Raw genomic sequence first — 20,943 nt, forward strand, 5'->3', positions numbered from 1 at the left:
ACATCACTGTGAAAAGGTACTAGCGCCAGCTGCCGTTCGTCGAACAGCTTGAACCATTCGTCCCATTCGACCAGTTCGTAGCCGCCCGCATTGACCGGGCGTTCGGCCTCATCCAGATCCTGATAGGCGTGCTGGCCGAAGACCAGCCTCAACATGGCTTGCGTACCCGTTTCGGGCGACACGTCTACGATTGCCGGAAATCCGGCGCGCGCCGCGGCCCATGAGCGAATTGCCTCGTGGTCGGTCAGCATGATCGTATCGGCCATGAAAGCGTCTCCATCGATTGCTGCTGGAAAACGCCGGTCGCGGTTTCAAGTTCCGTGCAGCAGCTTCATGGCGTCGGCAGGCTTCCGCCCGGCGCGAGAGTAGCCGCGAGCTTCGGCGTGGCGGCCCCACCGGCGAGGCAGAGCTGGAGCCGCTGATGCAGGGCGCCTACAAGGCGCTTTACAAAAGCCAAACGGAACAGGCCGTCCTATCAACGGTCGGCCTATCGACAGTTGAGGCGTGCTTGTTGTGGAGCAGCTCAAAGCCGGCTGATCATCAGGCCCACGTTAACGTCTTTTTCGCCCGTTCGTGATTTGCTGGCGCAGGGAGTGCGGAAGACCACATGGGCGGCGGCGCAGAGTTCATCCTTGCAATCAACCTGCTCGTCGCCGGCCTGCTGGCGGCTGCCTTCATGACCATCTCGTTCAACGATGCGGCGCGCGCGCCGGCGCGCTGGCTGGTCTTCGGTTATCTGCTCGGGATGGCCTATTTCGCCGTCGAGTTCAGCATTCCGGTCTTCGACAATGCGCGACCTGCGGTCGTCGCGGGCTTCGCCGTTTTCCTGGGCGCCACCATCGCCTTTAATGGCGGGCTTGCCCATAAATACGGCGTGGGGCCGCCCTGGGCGCCGATGCTCGTCTTCCTGTTGGCGGCCACCGTGGCCGTGTATTTCGTGCAGGATCTGCCGCGCCAGTCGCTTGCCCGCATGATGGCCTACCAGCTTCCCTATGCCGCCATGCAGTTCGTCGGCGTCGGCGTCGTCTGGTCGTCCAGGCAAAGACGCGACTGGCTCGACCATGCGCTGATGGCCGTACTGGCGGCCAGCGCCCTGCAATTCGTGAGCAAGCCGTTCATCGCCCATGCATTGGGCGGCTGGGGAGCCAATCCGCAGGCCTATTTGCAGAGCAACTACGCTCTGGTGTCGCAATCGCTCGGCACGGTGTTCGCCATGACAATCGCGCTTCTCATCCTGATCATTCTGGTCCGCGACGTGCTCGCCGAAGCGACGTCGAAGTCGGAGACGGACACGCTATCGAGGCTGCTCAACCGAGGCGGCTTCGAGCGTCATGCCGAGCTCGCGATGCGTGACGCCGTGCGCACGGGTATTCCGGTCGCCCTGGTCATCGCCGATCTCGACCATTTCAAGAGCATCAACGACAGTTTCGGCCACGCATCCGGCGACCGGGTCATCGAGGCCTTTGCCGGCTTCCTGCTTGATGCGGCCGCCGAGCATCACGTCGCCGGCCGCATCGGTGGTGAGGAATTCGCCATCATCCTGCCGGGAACCAACCTCGCCGCCGCGCGGCTCTTCGCCGAAGGCACGCGCAGCGCTTTCGGGGCGTTGCCGATCGACTCTCTGCCGGCAGACCATCGTTGCACCGCCAGCTTCGGCGTTGCCGAGCTCCACCCGACTGAGGATTTTTCCGACCTGCTGCGGCGCGCCGACGAAGCGCTCTATCAAGCGAAGGGCAGCGGACGCAATTGCGTGCGGATCTCGATAGGATCAATCGCCGCCCGGCAGCCGGCTGTCGCCAATGCCGGGCCGAAGATCAGCGGCAGGGGCTAAGCTCTGGCATCTCACCGTCGGAAAGCCCGTACATATAGCTGCGGCCCTTCACGAAAACCGGCGGCCTGTAGCAGTCGCGGCTGCTGACATTGTCGGGCTCGTCTTGATAGACGATTTTGGGCTGTCCGGCGCCGACGTAATCCGACAATTCCTTGGCCAATTTGCCCTCGCCAACGAGGATGCGCTTGTAGCCGGCGGCGCTCTCGATGACGAGATTGCCGAAGGAATCGGCATAGACGCGGTCGCGGGTCCCGGCGCGTGCCGGTGCTGCGAAGCCGATGGCCACCGCCACCAGAACGACGGCCATCAAGACGGGCGCTGGAAGGCGCGATCTGCCTGAATTCGAACGCATGGCGTCCCCCATTTGTCAGAGGCTGAGTCTTGCTCGAATCACAAATTAACCTTTTCTTAACCTTTGTTAAGAGCCCAGCCCTGCTCGCCGCCAGGTCTCGGCAAAACATGGTTAATATTGGCGCGGCCATCTTTCGGCCATGCTTGCCCCCACCATCGCAGCCGGCGCCGAGCATCGAGCGATCCTGGCAAAGCATCGCGGCTGGATTGACGCGCAGGAGGCAGCATATGGCGTTAGGCGGGACGTTTCGGGTGATGCTTGCGGTTTGTCCATTGCTGACCACTTTCGCCTGTGTGTCGCAGACCAATGCGCCGGCCCCCGCGACCGATTCACCGCAGCCGCGCACCGCAACCTACAGTTGCGCCGATGGCGCCAGGATCACCATCGAAAACCTCGGCACTTCCGTGCGGGTGCTTGGCCCGGACGGCGCCAGCGAGGATCTGCCGGCTTCGCCAGCCAATCAAAGCAGCCGCTTCGGCGCGGCGCATGACGCAATCGTGATCGACGGGCGCGACGCGCTGGTGATGAAGAGCGGGAAGACGCCGCTGACCTGCACCCGCTAGGGGCATGGCGATATTCAGGTGAGGCCGGTCTGCAAACAGTGGTTTCCTGCGCTTCCGGTACTCACGTACCCAAAAGTACGCTCCGTTCCGGTTCTCGGAACCACTGTTTTCGCCACGGCCTGACCTGAATCTCAACATGCCCCAAGCCGTCGGACCGAAACCACATACCGCACTGCAGCGAACGTTGCGCCGGCTTTGGGTCGCGCCCCTAATCGATTGAAGCGAAACCAGCCTATTTTGTCAGACTAAATTACGTTTTCGAAACGATTTTCCGGCTTTGACGCGGTGCAAAAAGAGCATTAGAAACCGGGCTGTCCAAAGTCGCAACCGGAAGCGGTAATGCCGCCATTCCACCTGGGGCTCCAGAGACGCCGAACTGGGGGAGCCATGAGCAAATCACCAGCCACCCGCGAATTTGCCAGACGTGAACGGCCGCTTTCGCCGCATCTGACCGTCTATCGACCGCCGATCACGATGACGATGTCGATCATCCATCGCGTCACCGGCGGCGCGCTCTATTTCGGCACGCTGCTGGTCGCGCTGTGGCTGATGGCGGCGGCGAGCTCGCAAGCCACCTTCGATGCCGTCAACTGGGCCTTCGGCTCGTGGCTGGGGCGGCTGGTGCTGTTGTTCTATACCTGGGCGCTGATGCACCACATGCTGGGCGGCGTGCGCCATCTGATCTGGGACACCGGGGCCGGTCTTGAAAAGGACACCGCCTCCAGGGTCGCCTGGGCGACGCTGGCCGGCTCGATTGTGCTGACGCTGCTGATCTGGATCGCCGGCTACATGGCGCGGGGAGCCTGATCGTGAGCCACCACAACACCGACATGCGCACGCCGCTGGCCAAGGTCCGCGGCCTCGGCTCCGCCCGCGAGGGCACGGAGCATTTCTGGCGCCAGCGCCTGACTGCGATCGCCAACATTCCGCTGATCCTGTTCTTCGTGGGCTTTCTGATCGCGTTGAACGGCGCCGGCTATGCGCAAGTGCGCACCGCACTTGCCAACCCGTTCGTGGCGCTGGTCCTGGCCCTGGTGCTGTTGTCCGGGCTCTACCATATGCGGCTCGGCATGCAGGCGATCATCGAGGATTATGTGCATGGCGAGGGCATGAGGCTGGCGCTGCTCGCCCTCAACACGTTCTTTCCCGTAGTGGTCGGCGTCGCTTCGATCTTCGCCCTGCTCAAACTGGCATTTGGAGGCTGAAATTTTGGCCAGGGACGCGAACAACGCCAATACGGCGTCCGCCTACAGCTATGTCGATCACAAATTCGACGTGGTGGTCGTCGGCGCCGGCGGAGCCGGCCTGCGCGCCACGCTCGGCATGGCCGAACAGGGCCTGCGCACCGCCTGCATCACCAAGGTTTTCCCGACGCGGTCGCACACTGTCGCCGCTCAGGGCGGCATCGCCGCCTCGCTGTCCAACATGGGCCCCGATTCTTGGCAGTGGCACATGTACGACACGGTGAAAGGATCGGACTGGCTCGGCGACGTCGACGCCATGGAATATCTGGTGCGCGAAGCGCCCGCCGCCGTCTATGAGCTTGAGCATTACGGTGTGCCGTTCTCGCGCACCGAAGAGGGCAAGATCTACCAGCGGCCGTTCGGCGGCCATATGATGAATTTCGGCGACGGCCCGCCGGTGCAGCGCACCTGTGCGGCCGCCGACCGCACCGGCCACGCCATCCTGCACACGCTCTACGGCCAGTCGCTGAAGAACAACGCGCAGTTCTTCATCGAGTATTTCGCGCTCGACCTGATCATGGAGCCGGACGGCACCTGCACCGGCGTCGTCGCCTGGAACCTCGACGACGGCACCATCCACCGTTTTTCGGCAAAAATGGTGGTGCTGGCGACCGGCGGCTATGGCCGCGCCTATTTCTCGGCGACCTCGGCGCACACCTGCACCGGCGACGGCGGCGGCATGGCGGCGCGGGCCGGGCTGCCGCTGCAGGACATGGAGTTCGTGCAGTTCCACCCGACCGGCATCTACGGCGCCGGCTGCCTGATCACGGAGGGCGCGCGCGGCGAGGGCGGCTATCTCGTCAACTCCGAGGGCGAGCGCTTTATGGAGCGCTACGCGCCATCGGCCAAGGACCTTGCCTCGCGCGACGTGGTCTCGCGCTGCATGACGCTGGAAATCCGCGAGGGACGCGGCGTCGGCAAGAACAAGGACCATATTTTTCTCCACCTCGACCACCTCGATCCAGCCGTTTTGCACGAGCGGCTTCCGGGGATTTCGGAGTCGGCAAAAATCTTTGCCGGCGTCGATCTGACCAAGGAGCCGATCCCGGTGCTGCCGACGGTCCACTACAATATGGGCGGCGTGCCGACCAATTACTGGGGCGAGGTGCTCAACCCCAGCGCCTTGAACCCGGACCAGGTGTCGCCCGGGCTGATGGCGGTCGGCGAAGCCGGCTGCGCCTCCGTCCACGGCGCCAACCGGCTGGGCTCGAACTCGCTGATCGATCTGGTCGTGTTCGGCCGCGCCGCGGCGATCAGGGCCGGCCAGGTGATCGACCGCAACGCGGCGATCCCGTCGCCCAACGAAGCCTCGGTCGAGAAGACCATCGACCGCTTCGACCGGCTGCGCCACGCCAACGGCTCGACGCCGACGGCGGTATTGCGTGAACGGATGCAGAAGGCGATGCAGGAAGATGCAGCGGTGTTCCGCACGCAGGAATCGCTGCAAAGCGGCTGCAAGCGCATTTCGCAGATCTGGGGCGAGCTCAACGACGTAAAAGTGTTCGACCGCTCGATGATCTGGAACTCCGACCTGGTCGAGACGCTTGAGCTGGAAAACCTGATGGCCAACGCCATCACCACGGTCTACGCCGCCGAGGCGCGCAAGGAGAGCCGTGGCGCGCATGCGCGGGAAGATTTTTCGGCGCGCGATGACGCTAACTGGCGCAAGCACACGCTGGCCCGGCTCAGCGAGGCCGGCGAGGTGTCGCTCAGCTATCGGCCAGTGCACACCGAGCCGCTGCTTAGGGAAGCAGACGGCGGCATCAACCTGGCCAAGATCGCGCCCAAGGCCAGGGTGTATTGATGATGGCCGCCGTGAACGGGGCTTGGTCCAGGCTGAAGCTCGTCATCCGAAAGGACCTGAGATAATGGTCGAACTCACCCTTCCAAAAAACTCGAAGATCAAGGCCGGAAAAACCTGGCCGAAGCCGGAGGGTGCGACCAACCTGCGGGAGTACCGCATCTACCGCTGGTCGCCGGACGATGACGAGAACCCGCGCATGGACACCTATTTCGTCGACATGGACGATTGCGGGCCGATGGTGCTCGACGCGCTGCTCTACATCAAGAACAAGATCGACCCGACGCTGACGCTGCGCCGCTCCTGCCGCGAGGGCATTTGCGGCTCCTGCGCCATGAATATCGACGGTTCCAACACGCTCGCCTGCACCAAGGGCTGCGACGACATTTCCGGCGCGATCAAGGTCTACCCGCTGCCGCATATGCCGGTGGTCAAGGACCTGGTGCCTGACCTGACCAATTTCTACGCCCAGCACGCCTCGATCGAGCCATGGCTGAAGACGGTGTCGCCCGAGCCGGCCAAGGAATGGCTGCAGAGCCATGAGGACCGCGAAAAGCTCGACGGGCTCTACGAATGCATCCTGTGCGCCTGCTGCTCGACCTCATGCCCGAGCTACTGGTGGAACGGCGACCGCTATCTCGGCCCGGCGACGCTGTTGCAGGCCTATCGCTGGCTGATCGATTCCCGGGACGAGGCCAAGGGCGAACGGCTCGACAATCTCGAAGACCCGTTCCGGCTCTATCGCTGCCACACCATCATGAACTGCGCCCAGACCTGCCCCAAGGGGCTGAACCCGGCCAAGGCGATCGCCGAGATCAAGAAGATGATGGTGGAGAGAAGGGTTTAGCCTTTGGCGGTTTCCGCTTCGCTCGGCTCTCGTGATCCCGCCTACTTCAAAGGGATAGCCGACCTATGACCGATACCGAACTCCCCATCCTTTCTCCTGTCGAAGCGCGCGTGCTCGGTTGCCTGATCGAAAAGAAGGAGCTGACGCCCGACATCTACCCGCTGACGCTCAATGCGGCACTTGCCGCTGCCAACCAGAAGACGGCGCGCGAGCCGGTGATGTCGGTCGAGCTTGTCGAGGTCAGACGAGCGCTTGGCCAGCTCGAGCACAAGGGGCTGGTCAGGCAGGTCTTTGCCTCGCGCGTCGAGCGCTACGAGCATGTCGTCGCGCAACGCTTTTCGCTGACCTCGGCGCAGATCGCGCTGCTCGGGTTGCTGTTGCTGCGCGGTCCGCAGACCGCCTATGAATTGCTGGTGCGCAGCGAGCGCATGGCGCGCCTACCCTCTATCGACGAGCTTCGCAGCAATCTCGACCTGTTGATCGGCCGCAAGCCGCCGCTCGTTCAGCAGATCGACCGTGGTCCCGGCCAGCGTGAGGACCGCTATGTGCATCTCTTGGGCGGGCCTGTACAGCTGTCGGCTGCCGCGGCGCCCTTGCAAGCGCCTTCGCCGGCCTCGGATCTCGAAGCGCGCGTGCAGGCGCTCGAGCAAGAGGTTGCGCAGCTGCGCGCACGCATCGACGCGCTGACCGGCGAAGCGCGCTGACGACCTTTCGAGGCGTCGGAGGGACGTGAAGGACCGCCAACGCCCCACAAATGAAAACGCCGGCCCTGGAGCCGGCGTTTATCACCTCATGCCATCTGCTCAGCCGAGCTTGGCGTCGAGCGAAACCTTTATGGCGCCGAGCGCCTTCGACACCGGACACCCGGCCTTGGCCTGTTCGGCCAGCTCCTGGAATTTCGCGGCATCGATGCCCGGCACCTTGCCGACCACCGTGAGCGCGCTGCCTGTGATCCCCGTGCCAGGAATCAGCGTCACCACCGCCTTGGCGGCGAGTTCGTCGGCGGGGGTGCCGTTCTCGGCCAGGAAGTGAGAGAACTGCATGGCAAAGCAGCCGGCATGCGCCGCCGCGATCAGTTCCTCCGGATTGGTGCCGGCCTTGCCGCTTTCATCCTCGAACCGCGCCTTGAACGAGTAGGGCGTGCCTTTCAGGGCCCCGCTCTGCGTGTCGAGCGTGCCGTTGCCCTCTTTCAGATTGCCTTGCCAGACGGCGTTTGCGGTGCGGTCCATGAAGTCCTCCTTGCTTGTGGTGGCTGAGCCGTGATCGGCGTCTGTCGACTATAGCGCGCGCGGGCACGAAGGCCACCCGTGCTTTCGCGCCAATGGCGACGCGCTAAAAAATCTGCGTGCAAAAATGTCGATTTCCATCTGCCTCGGCCGTCCTGCGAGCGGCCACGGGTTTCGTGGCCGAATGGAGGACACCATGAATAATCTGTTTTCTGCTCACTGGAGAGACACCGACCGAAAGGCGGCTGAACAGGAAGCCGACTGGTTGGATCGGCAACCTTCCGGTTTCGGTCGACTGCTTGTGGCGGTCGCCATCATTGGGGTTGCGGTGTCGCTCGTCGATCATGCGGCGGTCAAAAGCCCGGCCGGGACCTTGGCTGCCAACGGTTCGTCACAACAAGGAAGATGAGAGATGAAATATGTTTGCCTGGTCTATGGTGAGGAAAAAGACCTTTACGCAATGAGCCCGGAGAGGCTGGCTAAGCTCGACGCCGACTCGCTGGCCTATGACAGGTCGCTGGAGCAAAGCGGTCGGCTGATCGTCGCGCAGGCGCTGCAATCGGTAAAAACCGCGAAAACCGTGCGCCGGCGCAAGGGCAAGCGGCTGATCACCGATGGTCCCTTCGCCGAGACCAAGGAGCAATTGCTCGGCTTCGTCATGATCGAGGCCGGGGATATCGACGAGGCGCTGGAGATCGCCGGCGGCATTCCATTGGCCGAAATCGGCACGATCGAGGTCAGGGCGATCTACAACGTGCCGGGATCCTAGAGATTATGCCGTTTGCGTCCGGCGGAATCATTTTCCTCGGCGGGCGCAACTTTTGCGTGTTGAAGCGCGGCAGCACTTCTCCTATCGTCGCTGGCGTTGGGGAGTCGGCCATGCATATACTGATTGCCGCAATTGGGCTGTTGGGAGTGGCGGCGTTCTGGTGGTATCGGATGAAGGCCATGAACGAGGCGGCGCGCGAGGTCGCGGACGTCGTCGGGCGTGTGCAAGGCAACATTCGGCGCGAGAGACTGCGCAAGCAGGCGGCGCTCTCACCGCTGACGGCGATCGACGATGCGGTCGTGGCGGCCGCGACGCTGATCACCGCCTTCATTTCCGAGAACGGCCCTGTCCCGCCGCAGCGCGAAGCCGTGATTCGGTCGGTGATTTCGGAGATTGCGGACGACAAGAAGACCGATGAGGCCGTGGTCTACGCCAAATGGGCGGCGTCACAGATCGACGATGCCACGATCGTCATCGACAAACTGGCGCCGTTTCTGCGCGAACGTCTGGATGTGACTGAGCGAAACGATTTGTTGCAGATGGTGGACCGTGCGGCGCAAGCTGGTGAGCAACCCCTAAAAATATCCGACCAGAGGATACTGCGGCTGCGCCAGAAGCTGGGTTTCGAGGTCAACTAAGGGTGTGCTGATATTCAGGTGATGCCGGCCCGTGAGTCGGGTTCAGATCGCCTCGCCCTTGAGCAGTTTCGGCGTGTCGCCGGACAGACCGGACGCCTGGCGGATGAAGAAATCCTTCAGCCGCGGCATGCGTTCGACGAGACCGAGGCCGATGTCGCGGACGGCGCGCAATGGGCCGATGTCGTTGGAAAACAGCCGGTTGAGGACATCGGTGGTGATGCCCATCTGCAGCGTGTCGAAGCGCCGCCACTGCTGATAGCGTTCGAGCACGTCGAGCGCGCCGACATCCTGGCCGAGCCGGTCGGCCTCGACTACCACTTCGGCCAATGCCGCGACATCCTTGAAACCGAGATTGAGGCCCTGGCCGGCGATCGGGTGGATGCCGTGGGCGGCGTCGCCGGCGAGCGCTATGCGCGGCGCGACGAAATCGCGGGCGATGGTCAGGCCGAGCGGCCAGGCGCGCGGCCGGTCGGCGACGCGAACTTCGCCGAGCTTCAGGCCAAACCGCTGTTCCAGCTCGTGCTCGAAGACGAGGTCGTCGCCGTCGACCAATTTTTCGGCATCTTCCGACCGCTCGACCCAGACGATCGATGAGCGGTGGGTGCCGTCCTTGTCCGACTTGAGCGGCAGCGTGGCGAATGGGCCGGCTGGCAGAAAATGCTCTTCGGCGCGGCCATTATGCGGCCGTTCATGCGCGACGGTGCAGACGATGCCGGACTGGCCGTACTCCCATTTCACCGTCTTGATGCCGGCCATGTCGCGCAGCTTCGAGTTGACGCCGTCGGCGGCGATCAGCAGCCGCGCCTTCAGCGTCGCGCCGTCGGCAAGATGCACGGTGATGCCGGCGCCGTTGACGTCGAAGGCACTGACGGCGACGCCTTCGATGATGTCGATGCAGAGTGTTTCAGCGCGCCGGCGCAAGGCGCCATTCAAATCCCTGTTGGCCACCATATGCGCAAACGCTTCGCCGGGCGCGACCTCGCCATCGAAAGTGAGAAACACCGGGCGCAGCGGATCGGACGTGCGCGAATCGGTGACGATCATTTCGGTGATCGCCTGCGCCTCGGAGGCGATCTCGGCCCAGACGCCGAGCTGGTCGAGCATGCGGCAAGCGGCAGCGGCGATCGCCGAGGCGCGGCCGTCCTTTTGCCAGCTGCCGGCCGGCGCGGCGTCGACGACAGCGACCGCCAGGCTCGGTCGCGCCTGTTTCAGCGATACGGCGGCGGCGAGGCCGACATAGCCGGCGCCGGCGACCAGAATGTCGAGCGCGGTTCGGTTTTTTGCATCCGCCTTGCCGTCGACCATGGCAAATTCCTTTCCGGCCAAAATCCTTTCAGCCCTTGACTGCCCGTCGTTCCTGTCGGAAACCGCCATAACACTTTTGCGGCTTCTGAAGTTCGCTTCGAGCGAAATATCGAATTCAGGCGAACTTCGGAATCAAATCGACACGAGGGCGCGAAACATGACGGCGGCCATGGACGAGCTTCTCGGCATTCTCGACCTCGAGCAGCTAGAACACAACCTGTACCGTGGTCGCAGCCCCAAACTCGACTGGCAGCGTATCTTCGGCGGCCAGACCATCGCCCAAGCGCTGGTCGCCGCCCAGCGTACGGTCGAGCCCGAACGCCACGTCCATTCGCTGCACGGCTATTTCATGAGGCCGGGCGACACCAAGGTGCCGATCATCTACCAGGTCGACCGTATCCGCGACGGCGGCTCCTTCACCACGCGGCGCGTCGTGGCGGTCCAGCACGGCCAGGCGATCTTTTCGCTGGAAGCCTCGTTCCAGCAGGATGAGGTCGGTCTCGAGCACCAGGTGCCGATGCCGCTGGACGTGCCGGCGCCCGACACATTGCTGTCGCAGCGCGAATTGATCGGCAAGTACGGCGCGGCCGTGCCCGACGGCATCAGGCGCTACTGGGAGCGTGACCGGCCGATCGAGATGAAGCCGGTGATGCTGGAGCATTACACCAGCCGGGAGAAGCTGGAGCCGAAACAGAACATCTGGATCCGCACGACCGGCCCGGTTCCGGGCGATCGCGCCACGCAGGCGGCCGTGCTTGCCTATCTTTCCGACATGACGCTGCTCGATACCTCGACCTTTGCGCATGGCCGCGCCATCTTCGATAGCGACATCCAGGCGGCGAGCCTCGATCACGCGATGTGGTTCCATCGCAGCCATCCACTCGACGACTGGATGCTCTACACGCAGGACAGCCCGTCGACGCAAGGGTCGCGGGGGTTCACGCGTGGGTCGCTGTTTGCCCGCGACGGCACGTTGATCGCCTCGGTTGCCCAGGAAGGCCTGATCAGGCTGAAGCGGCCGCCCGCGGAATAGGCAATTTTGCAAAATTGCCTACTTTTTAATCAGATGCGCTGCCGCGACTATGAACAGTCAGCCGACAAACCTTCCCCAAGTCCTTATTTAACAGCAGCTTAACACCCTGCTTCGGCAACTGGCACGGAGCTTGAATCCTAGCGGGCACTCTCCGGCTCTCATGGGGATCGGCGAAGTCGTGCAAACGCGGGGGACCCGCAACAGTAAAGGGTGAAACCTTATGAAAATCGTGATGGCAATCATCAAGCCGTTCAAGCTCGACGAGGTGCGCGAAGCGCTCACCGCAGTCGGCATCCAGGGCCTGACCGTCACCGAAGTCAAAGGCTACGGGCGTCAGAAGGGACACACGGAAATCTATCGCGGGGCGGAATACGCGGTCAGCTTCCTGCCGAAGATCAAGATCGAAGTCGCGGTCGGCCTGGACATGGTCGACAAGGCCGTCGAAGCCATCACTGCGGCGGCCAAGACCGGTCAGATCGGGGACGGCAAGATCTTCGTTTTCGGCATCGACCAGGCGGTGCGGATTCGCACCGGCGAAACAGACACCGACGCGCTTTGAGCTGCGGAAACGTATTCCAATGGAGAGTTCAATGAATATTCCTTCTACTTTGAAGTCGGCGGCGCGCACCGCGCTGCTGGGCTCACTCGCTATCGCAGCGCTGGGCACGGTCGCCGCGTTCGCGCAGGAAGCGGCGCCGGCCGCACCGGCCGCGCCAGCAGCGCCGGCCTTTACCGTCGACAAGGGCGACACGACGTGGATGATGATTTCCACCATACTGGTGCTGTTGATGACCATTCCCGGCCTTGCCCTTTTCTACGGCGGCCTGGTTCGCGCCAAGAATATGCTGTCGGTGCTGATGCAGGTCTTCACCATCACCAGCGTGGTCATGATCGTCTGGGTTTTCTACGGCTACAGCCTTGCCTTCACCCCCGGCAATGCCTTCGTCGGCGGCCTTTCCAAGATGTTTCTTGCCGGCGTCGACGTGACGACGGTATCGGAAACCTTCACCAAGGGCGTCGCCATTCCTGAGCTGGTGTTCGTCATCTTCCAGATGAGCTTCGCCTGCATCACGCCCGCCCTGATCGTCGGCGCCTTCGCCGAACGGGTCAAGTTTTCGGCCGTGATCCTTTTCACCATCCTGTGGGTCACATTCGTCTACTTCCCGATCGCGCATATGGTCTGGTTCTGGGGCGGCCCGAGCGCTTACAGCGACCCGTCGGGGCTCATCTTCGGCTTTGGCGCCATCGACTTCGCAGGCGGCACCGTCGTTCACATCAATGCGGGCATCGCCGGCCTTGTCGGCGCGCTGATGATCGGCAAGCGCATTGGCTACAACAAGGACGTCATGGCGCCGCATTCGATGACGCTGACCATGGTTGGCGCGTCGCTGCTGTGGGTCGGCTGGTTCGGCTTCAATGCCGGTTCGAACCTCGAGGCCAACGCCTATGCGGTGCTGGCCATGGTCAACACCTTCGTCGCCACAGCCGCGGCGGCAGTCACCTGGATCGTGCTTGAAACGCTGCTGCGCGGCAAAGCCTCCATGCTTGGCGCGGTTTCGGGCGCTGTTACCGGCCTTGTCGCCGTCACGCCCGCTGCCGGCTTTGGCGGACCGATGGGCGTCATCGTGCTCGGCATCGTCGCCAGCTGCGTCTGCTATTTCTTCGTCTCGGTCGTGAAGAACAAGTTCGGCTACGACGACAGCCTCGATGTCTTCGGCATCCACTGCATCGGCGGCATCATCGGCGCGCTCGGCACCGGCATCCTGGTCAACCCCGCTCTCGGCGGCGCCGGCATCGTCGATTATTCGACAGCCGACTTCGCTGCCGGCTATGCCGGCACGGCGACCCAGCTGTGGTCGCAGTTCAAGGGTGTCCTGGTAACCGTCCTGTGGTCGGGCATCGGCAGCGCCATCCTCTACAAGATCGTCGATATGATCGTAGGCCTGCGTCCGACAGCCGATGCAGAGCGCGAAGGGCTCGACCTCACCGCGCATGGCGAAGCGGCCTATCACCCGTAAGCCTGGTCTGGGGCGGCCTCGGCCGCCCTGCATCCTTCCCTCCCGTCGTGACGCTCCCGAAAAGGGCTCACGCATTGAGGCCCGGACCGGTTCCGGGCCTCTTTTTCGTGTGCGACGCCGCGCCGGTGGCAGTCCAGGCTCGGTCACAATCGCTTGATCGGGCGCCTGATCGATCTTGGCGATGAAACATCGGCCCGGGCCAGCGTGCCCGCCCTTTGTGTGACTGGTTTCCACTCGGGGAGCGCCGGCACGCACCCATGGTTAATGCGGCCTTAACCTTCCCGCCGATAGTCTGGCACACGAATCTGCCGGAGTGCGTCATGCGTCCGGCCAGTCCATGACAGACGGGGAACGACGAATGCGTTCAGGGGCTTCAGCACCGCTTGCGCTGGCCGATACGGGGCACGGCATCCGGGCGTTCGCGCGGCGTCAGGTCGGCCGGCTGGTCGGCGCCGGCCTGTTTGCGCTGGTCGCCTTCGGCGTCGCCAGCCTCGCCACCTGGAACGTCGCCGACCCGAGCTTCTCTCACGCCACCGACAACATCGTCACCAACGCCATGGGCTATGTGGGCGCTGTCTTCTCCGACCTTGCCATCCAGTTCTTCGGCCTTGCTGCGGTCGCGGCGCTGGTGCCGGCGGTGGTCTGGGGGTTTCTGCTGTTTTCGGCACGCGGCGTCGACAGGCTGCCGAAGCGCGGGCTCGCCTGGTTCGGCTACGCTGTGCTTGCCGCGGCCATGGCCGGCTGCGTGGTGCCGCCCAAGACCTGGCCGCTGCCGACCGGTCTCGGCGGCGTGTTCGGCGACATGGTGCTCAAAATTCCCGGTCTCGTCGTCGGCGGCTATCCGACCGGTCTTATCGCCAGCGTGCTCGCCGTGCTTCTGGCCGCGCCGGCACTGTGGCTGTTTGCCTACGGCTCGGCGCTGATTGCACGCAAGAACGGTTTCGCCGTCCTGGAGCAACCGGCTGGACCCGATCCGAGGGACCAGGACGACCTGCTTTTCGACAATGACGAGGGTGAGGGCGACGAGGGCATTCTGGCGCTTGGCGCGATCACGCATTGGTGGCTATCGTTGCGGGCCTACCTCCGCCGCCGCGCCGCGCGCCGCCGCGAGCGCGACGATTTCGAACCGGAGATGGAGCCGCGCGCCAGCGCCTGGCGGCGCGCTGCCGAACGGGTCGAATCGGCCGAATTCGCCGAATCGCGGATGAGCGCCGATGGCCGCGCCCGCGTCGAGCCGGAATTCTTCGCCGCCATGGTCAACGACCGCAGTGCCTCGCTCGATCCCGACGACGCCGATGTTTTTGACGATGACGATGACATGGATTTTGCGCCGGAGCCGGCGGGCCAGCGCGCCACTGCTCCCAATGCGAAGGTGCAGCCGTTCCGCTCCGATGCGGCCACACGCGTCGCGGCGCCGGCGCCCCGGCCGGTTCCGGGGGCGCGTGTCCAGCGCGAAGCCCAGACCTCGCTGATCGGCTCCGAACAATTCGAAATGCCGTCGCTGCATTTCCTGTCCGAACCGAAGAACGTCGTGCGCGACGCCAGCCTGTCCAAGGACGCGCTCGAGCAGAATGCCCGCCTGCTCGAAGGCGTGCTGGAGGATTTCGGCGTCAAGGGCGAGATCATCCATGTCCGCCCTGGCCCGGTCGTCACGCTCTATGAACTGGAGCCGGCGCCCGGCATCAAATCGTCGCGGGTCATCGGCCTGTCTGACGACATCGCCCGCTCGATGAGCGCGATCGCCTGCCGCGTCGCCGTGGTGCCGGGCCGCAACGCCATTGGCATCGAGCTGCCGAACGCCAAGCGCGAGACCGTCTATCTCAGGGAAATCATGGCCAGCCGCGATTTCGAGACCACCAAGGCCAAGCTGGCGCTGGCGCTCGGCAAGACCATCAATGGCGAGGCGGTCATCGTCGACATCGCCAAGATGCCGCACGTGCTGGTCGCCGGCACCACCGGCTCGGGCAAGTCGGTCGCCATCAACACCATGATCCTGTCGCTGCTTTACCGACTGACGCCGCAGGACTGCCGGCTGATTATGATCGATCCGAAAATGCTCGAGCTCTCGGTCTATGACGGCATCCCGCATCTTTTGACGCCTGTCGTCACCGACCCGAAGAAGGCGGTGGTGGCGCTGAAATGGACTGTGCGCGAGATGGAGGACCGCTACCGCAAAATGTCGAAGGTCGGCGTCCGCAACATCGACGGTTTCAACGCTCGGGTGCAGCAGGCCGAGAAGAAGGGCGAAAAAATCTCGCGTACCGTGCAGACCGGCTTCGACCGGCAGACCGGCGAAGCGGTCTACGAGACCGAAAACCTCGATCTCGAGCCGATGCCCTACATCGTCGTCATCATCGACGAGATGGCCGATTTGATGATGGTCGCCGGCAAGGACATCGAAGGCGCGGTGCAGCGCCTGGCGCAGATGGCGCGCGCCGCCGGCATCCACGTCATCATGGCGACGCAGCGGCCGTCGGTCGACGTCATCACCGGCACGATCAAGGCCAACTTCCCGACCCGCATCTCCTTCCAGGTGACGTCGAAGATCGACAGCCGCACCATTCTGGGCGAGCAAGGCGCCGAACAGCTGCTTGGCATGGGCGACATGCTCTACATGGCCGGCGGCGGCCGCATCCAGCGCGTGCACGGTCCCTTCGTTTCCGATGACGAGGTCGAGAAGATCGTCGCGCATCTGAAGCTGCAGGGCGTGCCGGAATATCTCGATGCCATTACCGAGGATGACGACGAGGACGACGACGAGCCGTCGGGCAAGGGTGGCTCGGGCGGTGGCGGCGGCAATTTCGAGGATTCCGACGATCCCTACGACCAGGCGGTTGCGGTGGTGCTGCGCGACGGCAAGGCCTCGACCAGCTACATCCAGCGCCGGCTCGGCATCGGCTACAACCGCGCCGCCTCGATCATCGAGAAGATGGAGAAGGAAGGCATTGTCGGCCCGGCCAACCATGCGGGAAAACGCGAGATTCTGGTGCCGACGGAGGACGACAAGTTCTGATCCGCCCGGCGATAGGATTTTCGCGACTGCAACCTGAGGGCAGCAACTTTGTACCTTCTGGAGCGTTTGCAACGACCAAGCGCTGTTCGGCCGCCAAACTTAAGCCCAACTGGGGGGCCAAACACTGCGACAACAGATAAACCAGACGAGAGTAACCGGCATGAAAAACTCTTCTTTCGCCACGATCAGCGATTTTGCCCCGACCCGCCGCCAACTGCTTGGCCTCGGCCTGGTCCTGGCAGGTGCCGCGGCCATCAATGTCGTGCCCGGGGTCCAGTTGCTGGCGTCGGCGCAAGCGGCGGTGCCAGCCACCGCGCAGAAGATCGCCGACCATTTTTCCTCAGTCAAATCGATGGCCGGCGAATTCGTGCAGTTCGGACCCAAGGGCGAGCAGACCGGCGGCAAGTTCTTTCTGGAACGGCCGGGCAAGATACGCTTCAACTATGATGGGACGTCGAATTTCCGGGTGATTTCCGACGGCAAGTCGGTGGTCATCCTCAACAAGCGGCTGAAAACATCCGATCTCTACCCACTGTCGAAAACGCCGCTCAAGCTGCTGCTCGACACCAAGATCGATCTCTCCGGCGGCCGCGTCAAAAGCGTCAAGGAAGAGAATGACGTCACCACCATCCAACTCGCCGACAAATCGGTGTTCGGCAGTTCGAAGATCACCATGATGTTCGATCCGAAAACCTACGAATTGCGCCAGTGGACGATCACCGACGCGCAAGGCAAGGACACGACGGTGATGATCTTCAACGTCAGGGAAGGCGTAAGCTTCGCCCCCGAGACTTTTGCCATCGACTATACGGCCAACCGCGAGCTGAACACCAAGTCGCGGTAGGATCCGCTGTTATTCAGGTGAGGCCGGCCTGCGAATGGCGGTTTCCTGCGCTTCGTCGTGGGAGGCCTTTCCGGGCGTCAGCGCTGCCCCTCATCTGGCTGCCGCCATCTTCTCCCCGCAAACGGGGAGAAGGACGCTGTCATCGACGGTTTCGCCATCCACCATGGTTGAAAGAATGGTGCTGCGCTGGAGCCAGCTTCTTTCTCCCCGTTCACGGGGAGAAATGCCCGGCAGGGCAATGAGGGGCGGCGCGAGGGTCGACGATTGCGCCCGGCTTGTTTTTGCAGCGTATGGCTGGCAGTAGTTTCCGGAACTTCCTTGCCAAAAAGGCACCAGCCCGTCGGGGCCATCCGGTTCCTGCGGTCCCGTGCTATCCCGGACTCACCGCATGCCCTTTTCTGTCGCCACCTGGAACATCAATTCCGTCCGCCTGCGCATGCCGCTCGTCGAACGCCTGCTTGTCGAACAGGCACCGGACGTGCTCTGCCTGCAGGAAACCAAAGTTCCCGACGAACTGTTTCCCGAGAAGGCGTTTCGCAAGCTCGGTTATCAGCACATCGCCTTCCACGGTCAGAAGGGCTATCACGGCGTGGCGACGGTGGCGCGTCGGCCGATCGCGATCGTCGAAAAGCGCCGCTTCTGCGAGATCGAGGACTGCCGGCATCTGTCGGTCACCGTGCGGGCCGGCGGGAAGGCGATCCTGCTGCACAATTTCTATGTGCCGGCCGGCGGCGACGAGCCCGATCCGGAGATCAACCGCAAGTTCAGGCACAAGCTGGATTTCGTCGCCGAAATGAACGCCATCCGTGCCGAGCACGACGAAGTGTCCGGCTCGATCCTGGTCGGCGACCTCAACATCGCGCCGCTCGAGCACGATGTCTGGTCGCACAAGCAGCTCCTGAAAGTGGTCAGCCATACGCCGGTCGAGACGGAAAGTTTCGAGGCGATGCGGCTCGCCGGCAACTGGATCGACCTGATGCGGCTCAACGTGCCTTATGAGCAGAAGCTCTACACCTGGTGGAGCTATCGCGCGCAGGATTGGGAGGCGTCGGATCGCGGCCGGCGGCTCGACCATGTCTGGTCGTCGCCCAACCTGGTGCCGAGCTTTACCGGCTACGAGATCCTGCGGCCGGCGCGCGGCTGGCAACGGCCGTCGGACCATGTGCCGGTCATAGCGCGGTTCGACCTGGATTAGGTGTATCGATATTCAGATGAGGCCGGCCTGCGAACGCTGGTTTCCTGCGCTTCCGGTGCTCACGTACCCAAAAGTACGCTCCGCTCCGGTTCTCGGATCCCACCATTCTGGTCGCTTCGCGCCCGACTTCGACTCCGGCCCGGCCTGATCTGAATCTCGATACACCTAAACCTTCCCGCCCTGATCCGGGCTCAGTTCTCGAAACGCGGCGCCAACTCCTCGATGCGGCGGATCATTGCCAGAAAATCCTCGGAGATGCGCTGGTGCAGGTGGATCGCGATATCGGGATATTCCTCCAGGATGCGGTGGAACATCTTGCGGCTGAGCCGTAGCACTTCCGAATCGATCTCGGCGGATGCGCTGGTCAGCCGGTTGGTGTCGGCGATCAGCGCTAGTTCGCTCAGCATCGTACCGGGGCCGGCCGTGCCTATCGGGACGCGGGCGCCATCCTGCTCGCGATACAGCACGATGCGCCCGCTGACCACGATGTAGGCGCAATCGGCCTCGTCGTCCTCGCGGTAAAGCTTGTGGTCGGCCTGCAGCCTGGTGGTTTCCGCGCCAAAGGCAAGCAGACGCAGCTGTTCCTCCGTGAAGCTCTCGAAGAGCCTCACGGCGGACAGGATGCGGATGTCGTCATCCAACGCCATCTAGCTATGTCCCCGAACGGCCAGTCCAATCCCTCCCTGACAGCGCCGAGCCTCCCTTTGGACGCGCAAAGGACGCTCTAAACGCTTTGAAATCGACACACCGGCCTTTCCAAAATCAATCCCGATTTTTGGACCGATGCGTCAGCGAGCTCGATCCAGAAACCACCTCCAGTCTCAGGATCGTACCCGAAAGCGGCCCCTCCCCTAACCGCTGATTGAATGATTAAATGTTTAAGGAACCAGCTTGTAGCCGCCGCTTTCTGTCACAAGAATTTCTGCGTTGGAAGGATCGCGCTCGATCTTCTGGCGCAGCCGATAGACATGGGTTTCCAGCGTGTGCGTGGTGACGCCGGAATTGTAGCCCCACACTTCCTCGAGCAGCACGTCGCGCGTCACCACCTTCTGGTCGGCGCGATAGAGATACTTGATGATCGAGGCTTCCTTTTCGGTCAGCCGCACCTTGGCGCCGCGCTGGTCGATCAGAAGCTTCTGGCTAGGCTTGAAAGTGTAGGGGCCGACCGAAAAAGTGGCGTCTTCGCTCTGCTCATGCTGGCGAAGCTGGGCACGGATGCGGGCCAGGAGAACCGCGAAGCGGAACGGCTTGACCACGTAGTCGTTGGCGCCGGCTTCGAGGCCGAGAATCGTGTCGGAATCGGTGTCGTGTCCCGTCAGCATGATGATAGGCGACTTGTAGCCGCCCTTGCGCAGCATCTTCACCGCCTCGCGGCCATCCATGTCGGGAAGGCCGACATCCATGATGAGCAGATCGATGACGCCGCCGCGGGCCGTGGCAATGCCTTTGGCGGCGGTTGATTCCTGCAGGACGTCGAATTCTTCATAGAGAGACAATTGCTCGACGAGCGTGCCGCGCAGGTCGTCATCGTCATCGACGATCAGAATGGTGCGTGAAGTCATGGATCAATCCGTTGTTTTGAAAAGAAAATTCAGTTGACCGCTGCCTGTTTATGCGGAAGCTGACCGGCACAACAGCCGATCACAATGATTTGTTCCGTGGCACGATCATACAAGAAAAAACGCGCGTGCAATGAGGCGAGCGCATTTTTGCGAAAACAGCTTCGTGTTCTCACAGTGCGCACCAGGCCCGGCCACCCCAGCCAGGGGCTCCTGCAGGCTGGCAAACTGGTGTTTTCCTGTGCTCTGGGGCGCGGCGGCATATCGGCCGGCAAGCGCGAAGGCGATGGCGCCACGCCGCTTGGGTCGATGCGGATACTGTCAGGATATTTCCGTAACGATCATTTTCCCGGCGGCCGCAAAACCCGGCTGGCGATGGCGCCGATCGGTCGCGATCTCGGCTGGTGCGAGGTGCCCGAGGACCGCAACTACAACCGTGCGGTCAAGATCCCCTATGGCGCCAGCCACGAGCGGATGCTGCGCGCCGACCGGCTTTACGACGCCTGCCTGGTGCTCGACTGGAACATTTCGCCGCGTCGCCGCGGCCGCGGCAGCGCGATCTTCTTTCATTTGGCGCGCCCCGACTTCACGCCGACGCAAGGCTGCGTCGCAGTGACGGCACGCACGATGGCCCGGCTGTTGCCGCTGCTGTCGGACCGCACGGTGGTGAGGGTGGTGAGGTAGGGGAATAGGGGAATAGGGGAA

Annotated in this window: 24 protein-coding genes; 18 read left to right on the top strand and 6 right to left on the bottom strand. The window is 63.1% G+C overall.

What is annotated here, in order from left to right:
* Positions 1 to 266: hypothetical protein (locus tag NMG80_RS35935; RefSeq protein ID WP_254022532.1), on the bottom strand; the 266-nt coding region annotated here is incomplete at its 3' end.
* A gap of 17 nt (positions 267 to 283) precedes the next feature.
* On the opposite strand from NMG80_RS35935, the gene NMG80_RS38125 reads away from it, so the two are divergent.
* Positions 284 to 577 carry a hypothetical protein gene (locus NMG80_RS38125; RefSeq protein ID WP_436798759.1) on the top strand — a complete coding sequence of 98 codons (294 nt, stop codon included), beginning with the start codon at positions 284 to 286 and terminating at the stop codon, positions 575 to 577.
* 30 nt (positions 578 to 607) lie between these two features.
* A complete protein-coding gene (locus NMG80_RS35940) occupies positions 608 to 1,831 on the top strand; it encodes a GGDEF domain-containing protein (protein ID WP_254022533.1) in 1,224 nt (407 codons plus the stop codon).
* On the opposite strand, the gene NMG80_RS35945 is transcribed toward NMG80_RS35940, so the two are convergent.
* On the bottom strand, positions 1,815 to 2,183 hold the full coding sequence (locus NMG80_RS35945) for a hypothetical protein (RefSeq protein ID WP_254022534.1): 369 nt from the start codon (positions 2,181 to 2,183) through the stop codon (positions 1,815 to 1,817). The genes NMG80_RS35940 and NMG80_RS35945 overlap by 17 nt on opposite strands.
* A 227-nt stretch (positions 2,184 to 2,410) precedes the next feature.
* Between NMG80_RS35945 and NMG80_RS35950 the strand changes: the two genes are divergently transcribed.
* From NMG80_RS35950 to NMG80_RS35975, 6 genes are all read left to right on the top strand, one after another.
* Positions 2,411 to 2,746 carry a hypothetical protein gene (locus NMG80_RS35950; RefSeq protein ID WP_254022535.1) on the top strand — a complete coding sequence of 112 codons (336 nt, stop codon included), beginning with the start codon at positions 2,411 to 2,413 and terminating at the stop codon, positions 2,744 to 2,746.
* A gap of 387 nt (positions 2,747 to 3,133) precedes the next feature.
* Positions 3,134 to 3,553, top strand: a complete 420-nt coding sequence (gene sdhC / locus NMG80_RS35955) for a succinate dehydrogenase, cytochrome b556 subunit (protein ID WP_254022536.1) — start codon at positions 3,134 to 3,136, stop codon at positions 3,551 to 3,553.
* Positions 3,554 to 3,576: 23 nt separating this feature from the next.
* Positions 3,577 to 3,951 (top strand): succinate dehydrogenase, hydrophobic membrane anchor protein, encoded by a 375-nt coding sequence (sdhD, locus tag NMG80_RS35960; protein ID WP_436798760.1) that lies wholly within the window; start codon positions 3,577 to 3,579, stop codon positions 3,949 to 3,951.
* A 4-nt stretch (positions 3,952 to 3,955) separates the two neighbouring features.
* On the top strand, positions 3,956 to 5,794 hold the full coding sequence (sdhA, locus tag NMG80_RS35965) for a succinate dehydrogenase flavoprotein subunit (protein ID WP_254022538.1): 1,839 nt from the start codon (positions 3,956 to 3,958) through the stop codon (positions 5,792 to 5,794).
* A gap of 64 nt (positions 5,795 to 5,858) precedes the next feature.
* Entirely contained in the window at positions 5,859 to 6,638 is a 780-nt protein-coding gene (locus tag NMG80_RS35970) for a succinate dehydrogenase iron-sulfur subunit (protein ID WP_023800578.1), read from the top strand.
* A 65-nt stretch (positions 6,639 to 6,703) separates the two neighbouring features.
* A complete protein-coding gene (locus NMG80_RS35975; protein WP_254022539.1) occupies positions 6,704 to 7,342 on the top strand; it encodes a YceH family protein in 639 nt (212 codons plus the stop codon).
* Between the two features lie 99 nt (positions 7,343 to 7,441).
* On the opposite strand, the gene NMG80_RS35980 is transcribed toward NMG80_RS35975, so the two are convergent.
* Positions 7,442 to 7,867 carry an OsmC family protein gene (locus tag NMG80_RS35980; RefSeq protein WP_254022540.1) on the bottom strand — a complete coding sequence of 142 codons (426 nt, stop codon included), beginning with the start codon at positions 7,865 to 7,867 and terminating at the stop codon, positions 7,442 to 7,444.
* A 193-nt stretch (positions 7,868 to 8,060) separates the two neighbouring features.
* Here NMG80_RS35980 and NMG80_RS35985 point away from each other — a divergent pair, with 193 nt between their 5' ends.
* Genes NMG80_RS35985 through NMG80_RS35995 form a run of 3 tightly spaced genes read left to right on the top strand, consistent with a single transcriptional unit; the run spans position 8,061 to position 9,271 of the window.
* On the top strand, positions 8,061 to 8,273 hold the full coding sequence (locus NMG80_RS35985; protein ID WP_254022541.1) for a hypothetical protein: 213 nt from the start codon (positions 8,061 to 8,063) through the stop codon (positions 8,271 to 8,273).
* Positions 8,274 to 8,276: 3 nt separating this feature from the next.
* Positions 8,277 to 8,633 (top strand): YciI family protein, encoded by a 357-nt coding sequence (locus NMG80_RS35990; protein WP_254022542.1) that lies wholly within the window; start codon positions 8,277 to 8,279, stop codon positions 8,631 to 8,633.
* 5 nt (positions 8,634 to 8,638) lie between these two features.
* A complete protein-coding gene (locus NMG80_RS35995) occupies positions 8,639 to 9,271 on the top strand; it encodes a hypothetical protein (RefSeq protein WP_254022543.1) in 633 nt (210 codons plus the stop codon).
* Between the two features lie 42 nt (positions 9,272 to 9,313).
* Here the strand turns inward: NMG80_RS35995 and NMG80_RS36000 are convergent, their stop codons facing one another.
* Entirely contained in the window at positions 9,314 to 10,576 is a 1,263-nt protein-coding gene (locus tag NMG80_RS36000; RefSeq protein WP_254022544.1) for a ubiquinone biosynthesis hydroxylase, read from the bottom strand.
* A gap of 157 nt (positions 10,577 to 10,733) precedes the next feature.
* Here NMG80_RS36000 and tesB point away from each other — a divergent pair, with 157 nt between their 5' ends.
* The 6 genes from tesB to NMG80_RS36030 all read left to right on the top strand — a co-directional run bounded on the left by tesB (position 10,734) and on the right by NMG80_RS36030 (position 18,679).
* Positions 10,734 to 11,609, top strand: coding sequence for an acyl-CoA thioesterase II (gene tesB, locus NMG80_RS36005; protein WP_254022545.1), 876 nt, complete (start codon positions 10,734 to 10,736; stop codon positions 11,607 to 11,609).
* A gap of 220 nt (positions 11,610 to 11,829) precedes the next feature.
* On the top strand, positions 11,830 to 12,168 hold the full coding sequence (locus NMG80_RS36010; protein ID WP_023800571.1) for a P-II family nitrogen regulator: 339 nt from the start codon (positions 11,830 to 11,832) through the stop codon (positions 12,166 to 12,168).
* Positions 12,169 to 12,199: 31 nt separating this feature from the next.
* Entirely contained in the window at positions 12,200 to 13,627 is a 1,428-nt protein-coding gene (locus NMG80_RS36015; protein ID WP_254022546.1) for an ammonium transporter, read from the top strand.
* A 358-nt stretch (positions 13,628 to 13,985) separates the two neighbouring features.
* Positions 13,986 to 16,640, top strand: a complete 2,655-nt coding sequence (locus NMG80_RS36020; RefSeq protein ID WP_254022547.1) for an FtsK/SpoIIIE family DNA translocase — start codon at positions 13,986 to 13,988, stop codon at positions 16,638 to 16,640.
* A 160-nt stretch (positions 16,641 to 16,800) separates the two neighbouring features.
* On the top strand, positions 16,801 to 17,484 hold the full coding sequence (locus tag NMG80_RS36025) for an outer-membrane lipoprotein carrier protein LolA (RefSeq protein WP_254022548.1): 684 nt from the start codon (positions 16,801 to 16,803) through the stop codon (positions 17,482 to 17,484).
* Positions 17,485 to 17,872: 388 nt separating this feature from the next.
* Entirely contained in the window at positions 17,873 to 18,679 is an 807-nt protein-coding gene (locus NMG80_RS36030; RefSeq protein ID WP_254022549.1) for an exodeoxyribonuclease III, read from the top strand.
* Between the two features lie 191 nt (positions 18,680 to 18,870).
* On the opposite strand, the gene NMG80_RS36035 is transcribed toward NMG80_RS36030, so the two are convergent.
* Complete coding sequence (locus tag NMG80_RS36035) at positions 18,871 to 19,326, bottom strand: cyclic nucleotide-binding domain-containing protein (protein ID WP_254022550.1); 456 nt, start codon at positions 19,324 to 19,326, stop codon at positions 18,871 to 18,873.
* A gap of 231 nt (positions 19,327 to 19,557) precedes the next feature.
* Positions 19,558 to 20,241: a response regulator transcription factor gene (locus NMG80_RS36040; protein ID WP_254022551.1), complete on the bottom strand. Its 684-nt coding sequence runs from the start codon at positions 20,239 to 20,241 to the stop codon at positions 19,558 to 19,560.
* A gap of 84 nt (positions 20,242 to 20,325) precedes the next feature.
* On the opposite strand from NMG80_RS36040, the gene NMG80_RS36045 reads away from it, so the two are divergent.
* Positions 20,326 to 20,922, top strand: coding sequence for a L,D-transpeptidase family protein (locus NMG80_RS36045; protein WP_254022552.1), 597 nt, complete (start codon positions 20,326 to 20,328; stop codon positions 20,920 to 20,922).
* Positions 20,923 to 20,943 lie beyond the last annotated feature (21 nt).

This window comes from Mesorhizobium escarrei (assembly GCF_935825525.1).
GTDB lineage: Bacteria > Pseudomonadota > Alphaproteobacteria > Rhizobiales > Rhizobiaceae > Mesorhizobium > Mesorhizobium escarrei.

Coding starts and splice junctions, on each gene's coding strand:
- NMG80_RS35940 (WP_254022533.1), top strand. CDS start 608: ATGGGCGGCGGCGCAGAGTTCATCCTTGCAATCAACCTGCTCGTCGCC.
- NMG80_RS35945 (WP_254022534.1), bottom strand. CDS start 2,183: ATGCGTTCGAATTCAGGCAGATCGCGCCTTCCAGCGCCCGTCTTGATG.
- NMG80_RS35950 (WP_254022535.1), top strand. CDS start 2,411: ATGGCGTTAGGCGGGACGTTTCGGGTGATGCTTGCGGTTTGTCCATTG.
- sdhC (WP_254022536.1), top strand. CDS start 3,134: ATGAGCAAATCACCAGCCACCCGCGAATTTGCCAGACGTGAACGGCCG.
- sdhD (WP_436798760.1), top strand. CDS start 3,577: ATGCGCACGCCGCTGGCCAAGGTCCGCGGCCTCGGCTCCGCCCGCGAG.
- NMG80_RS35970 (WP_023800578.1), top strand. CDS start 5,859: ATGGTCGAACTCACCCTTCCAAAAAACTCGAAGATCAAGGCCGGAAAA.
- NMG80_RS35975 (WP_254022539.1), top strand. CDS start 6,704: ATGACCGATACCGAACTCCCCATCCTTTCTCCTGTCGAAGCGCGCGTG.
- NMG80_RS35980 (WP_254022540.1), bottom strand. CDS start 7,867: ATGGACCGCACCGCAAACGCCGTCTGGCAAGGCAATCTGAAAGAGGGC.
- NMG80_RS35985 (WP_254022541.1), top strand. CDS start 8,061: ATGAATAATCTGTTTTCTGCTCACTGGAGAGACACCGACCGAAAGGCG.
- NMG80_RS35990 (WP_254022542.1), top strand. CDS start 8,277: ATGAAATATGTTTGCCTGGTCTATGGTGAGGAAAAAGACCTTTACGCA.
- NMG80_RS35995 (WP_254022543.1), top strand. CDS start 8,639: ATGCCGTTTGCGTCCGGCGGAATCATTTTCCTCGGCGGGCGCAACTTT.
- NMG80_RS36000 (WP_254022544.1), bottom strand. CDS start 10,576: ATGGTCGACGGCAAGGCGGATGCAAAAAACCGAACCGCGCTCGACATT.
- tesB (WP_254022545.1), top strand. CDS start 10,734: ATGACGGCGGCCATGGACGAGCTTCTCGGCATTCTCGACCTCGAGCAG.
- NMG80_RS36010 (WP_023800571.1), top strand. CDS start 11,830: ATGAAAATCGTGATGGCAATCATCAAGCCGTTCAAGCTCGACGAGGTG.
- NMG80_RS36015 (WP_254022546.1), top strand. CDS start 12,200: ATGAATATTCCTTCTACTTTGAAGTCGGCGGCGCGCACCGCGCTGCTG.
- NMG80_RS36020 (WP_254022547.1), top strand. CDS start 13,986: ATGCGTTCAGGGGCTTCAGCACCGCTTGCGCTGGCCGATACGGGGCAC.
- NMG80_RS36025 (WP_254022548.1), top strand. CDS start 16,801: ATGAAAAACTCTTCTTTCGCCACGATCAGCGATTTTGCCCCGACCCGC.
- NMG80_RS36030 (WP_254022549.1), top strand. CDS start 17,873: ATGCCCTTTTCTGTCGCCACCTGGAACATCAATTCCGTCCGCCTGCGC.
- NMG80_RS36035 (WP_254022550.1), bottom strand. CDS start 19,326: ATGGCGTTGGATGACGACATCCGCATCCTGTCCGCCGTGAGGCTCTTC.
- NMG80_RS36040 (WP_254022551.1), bottom strand. CDS start 20,241: ATGACTTCACGCACCATTCTGATCGTCGATGACGATGACGACCTGCGC.
- NMG80_RS36045 (WP_254022552.1), top strand. CDS start 20,326: ATGATTTGTTCCGTGGCACGATCATACAAGAAAAAACGCGCGTGCAAT.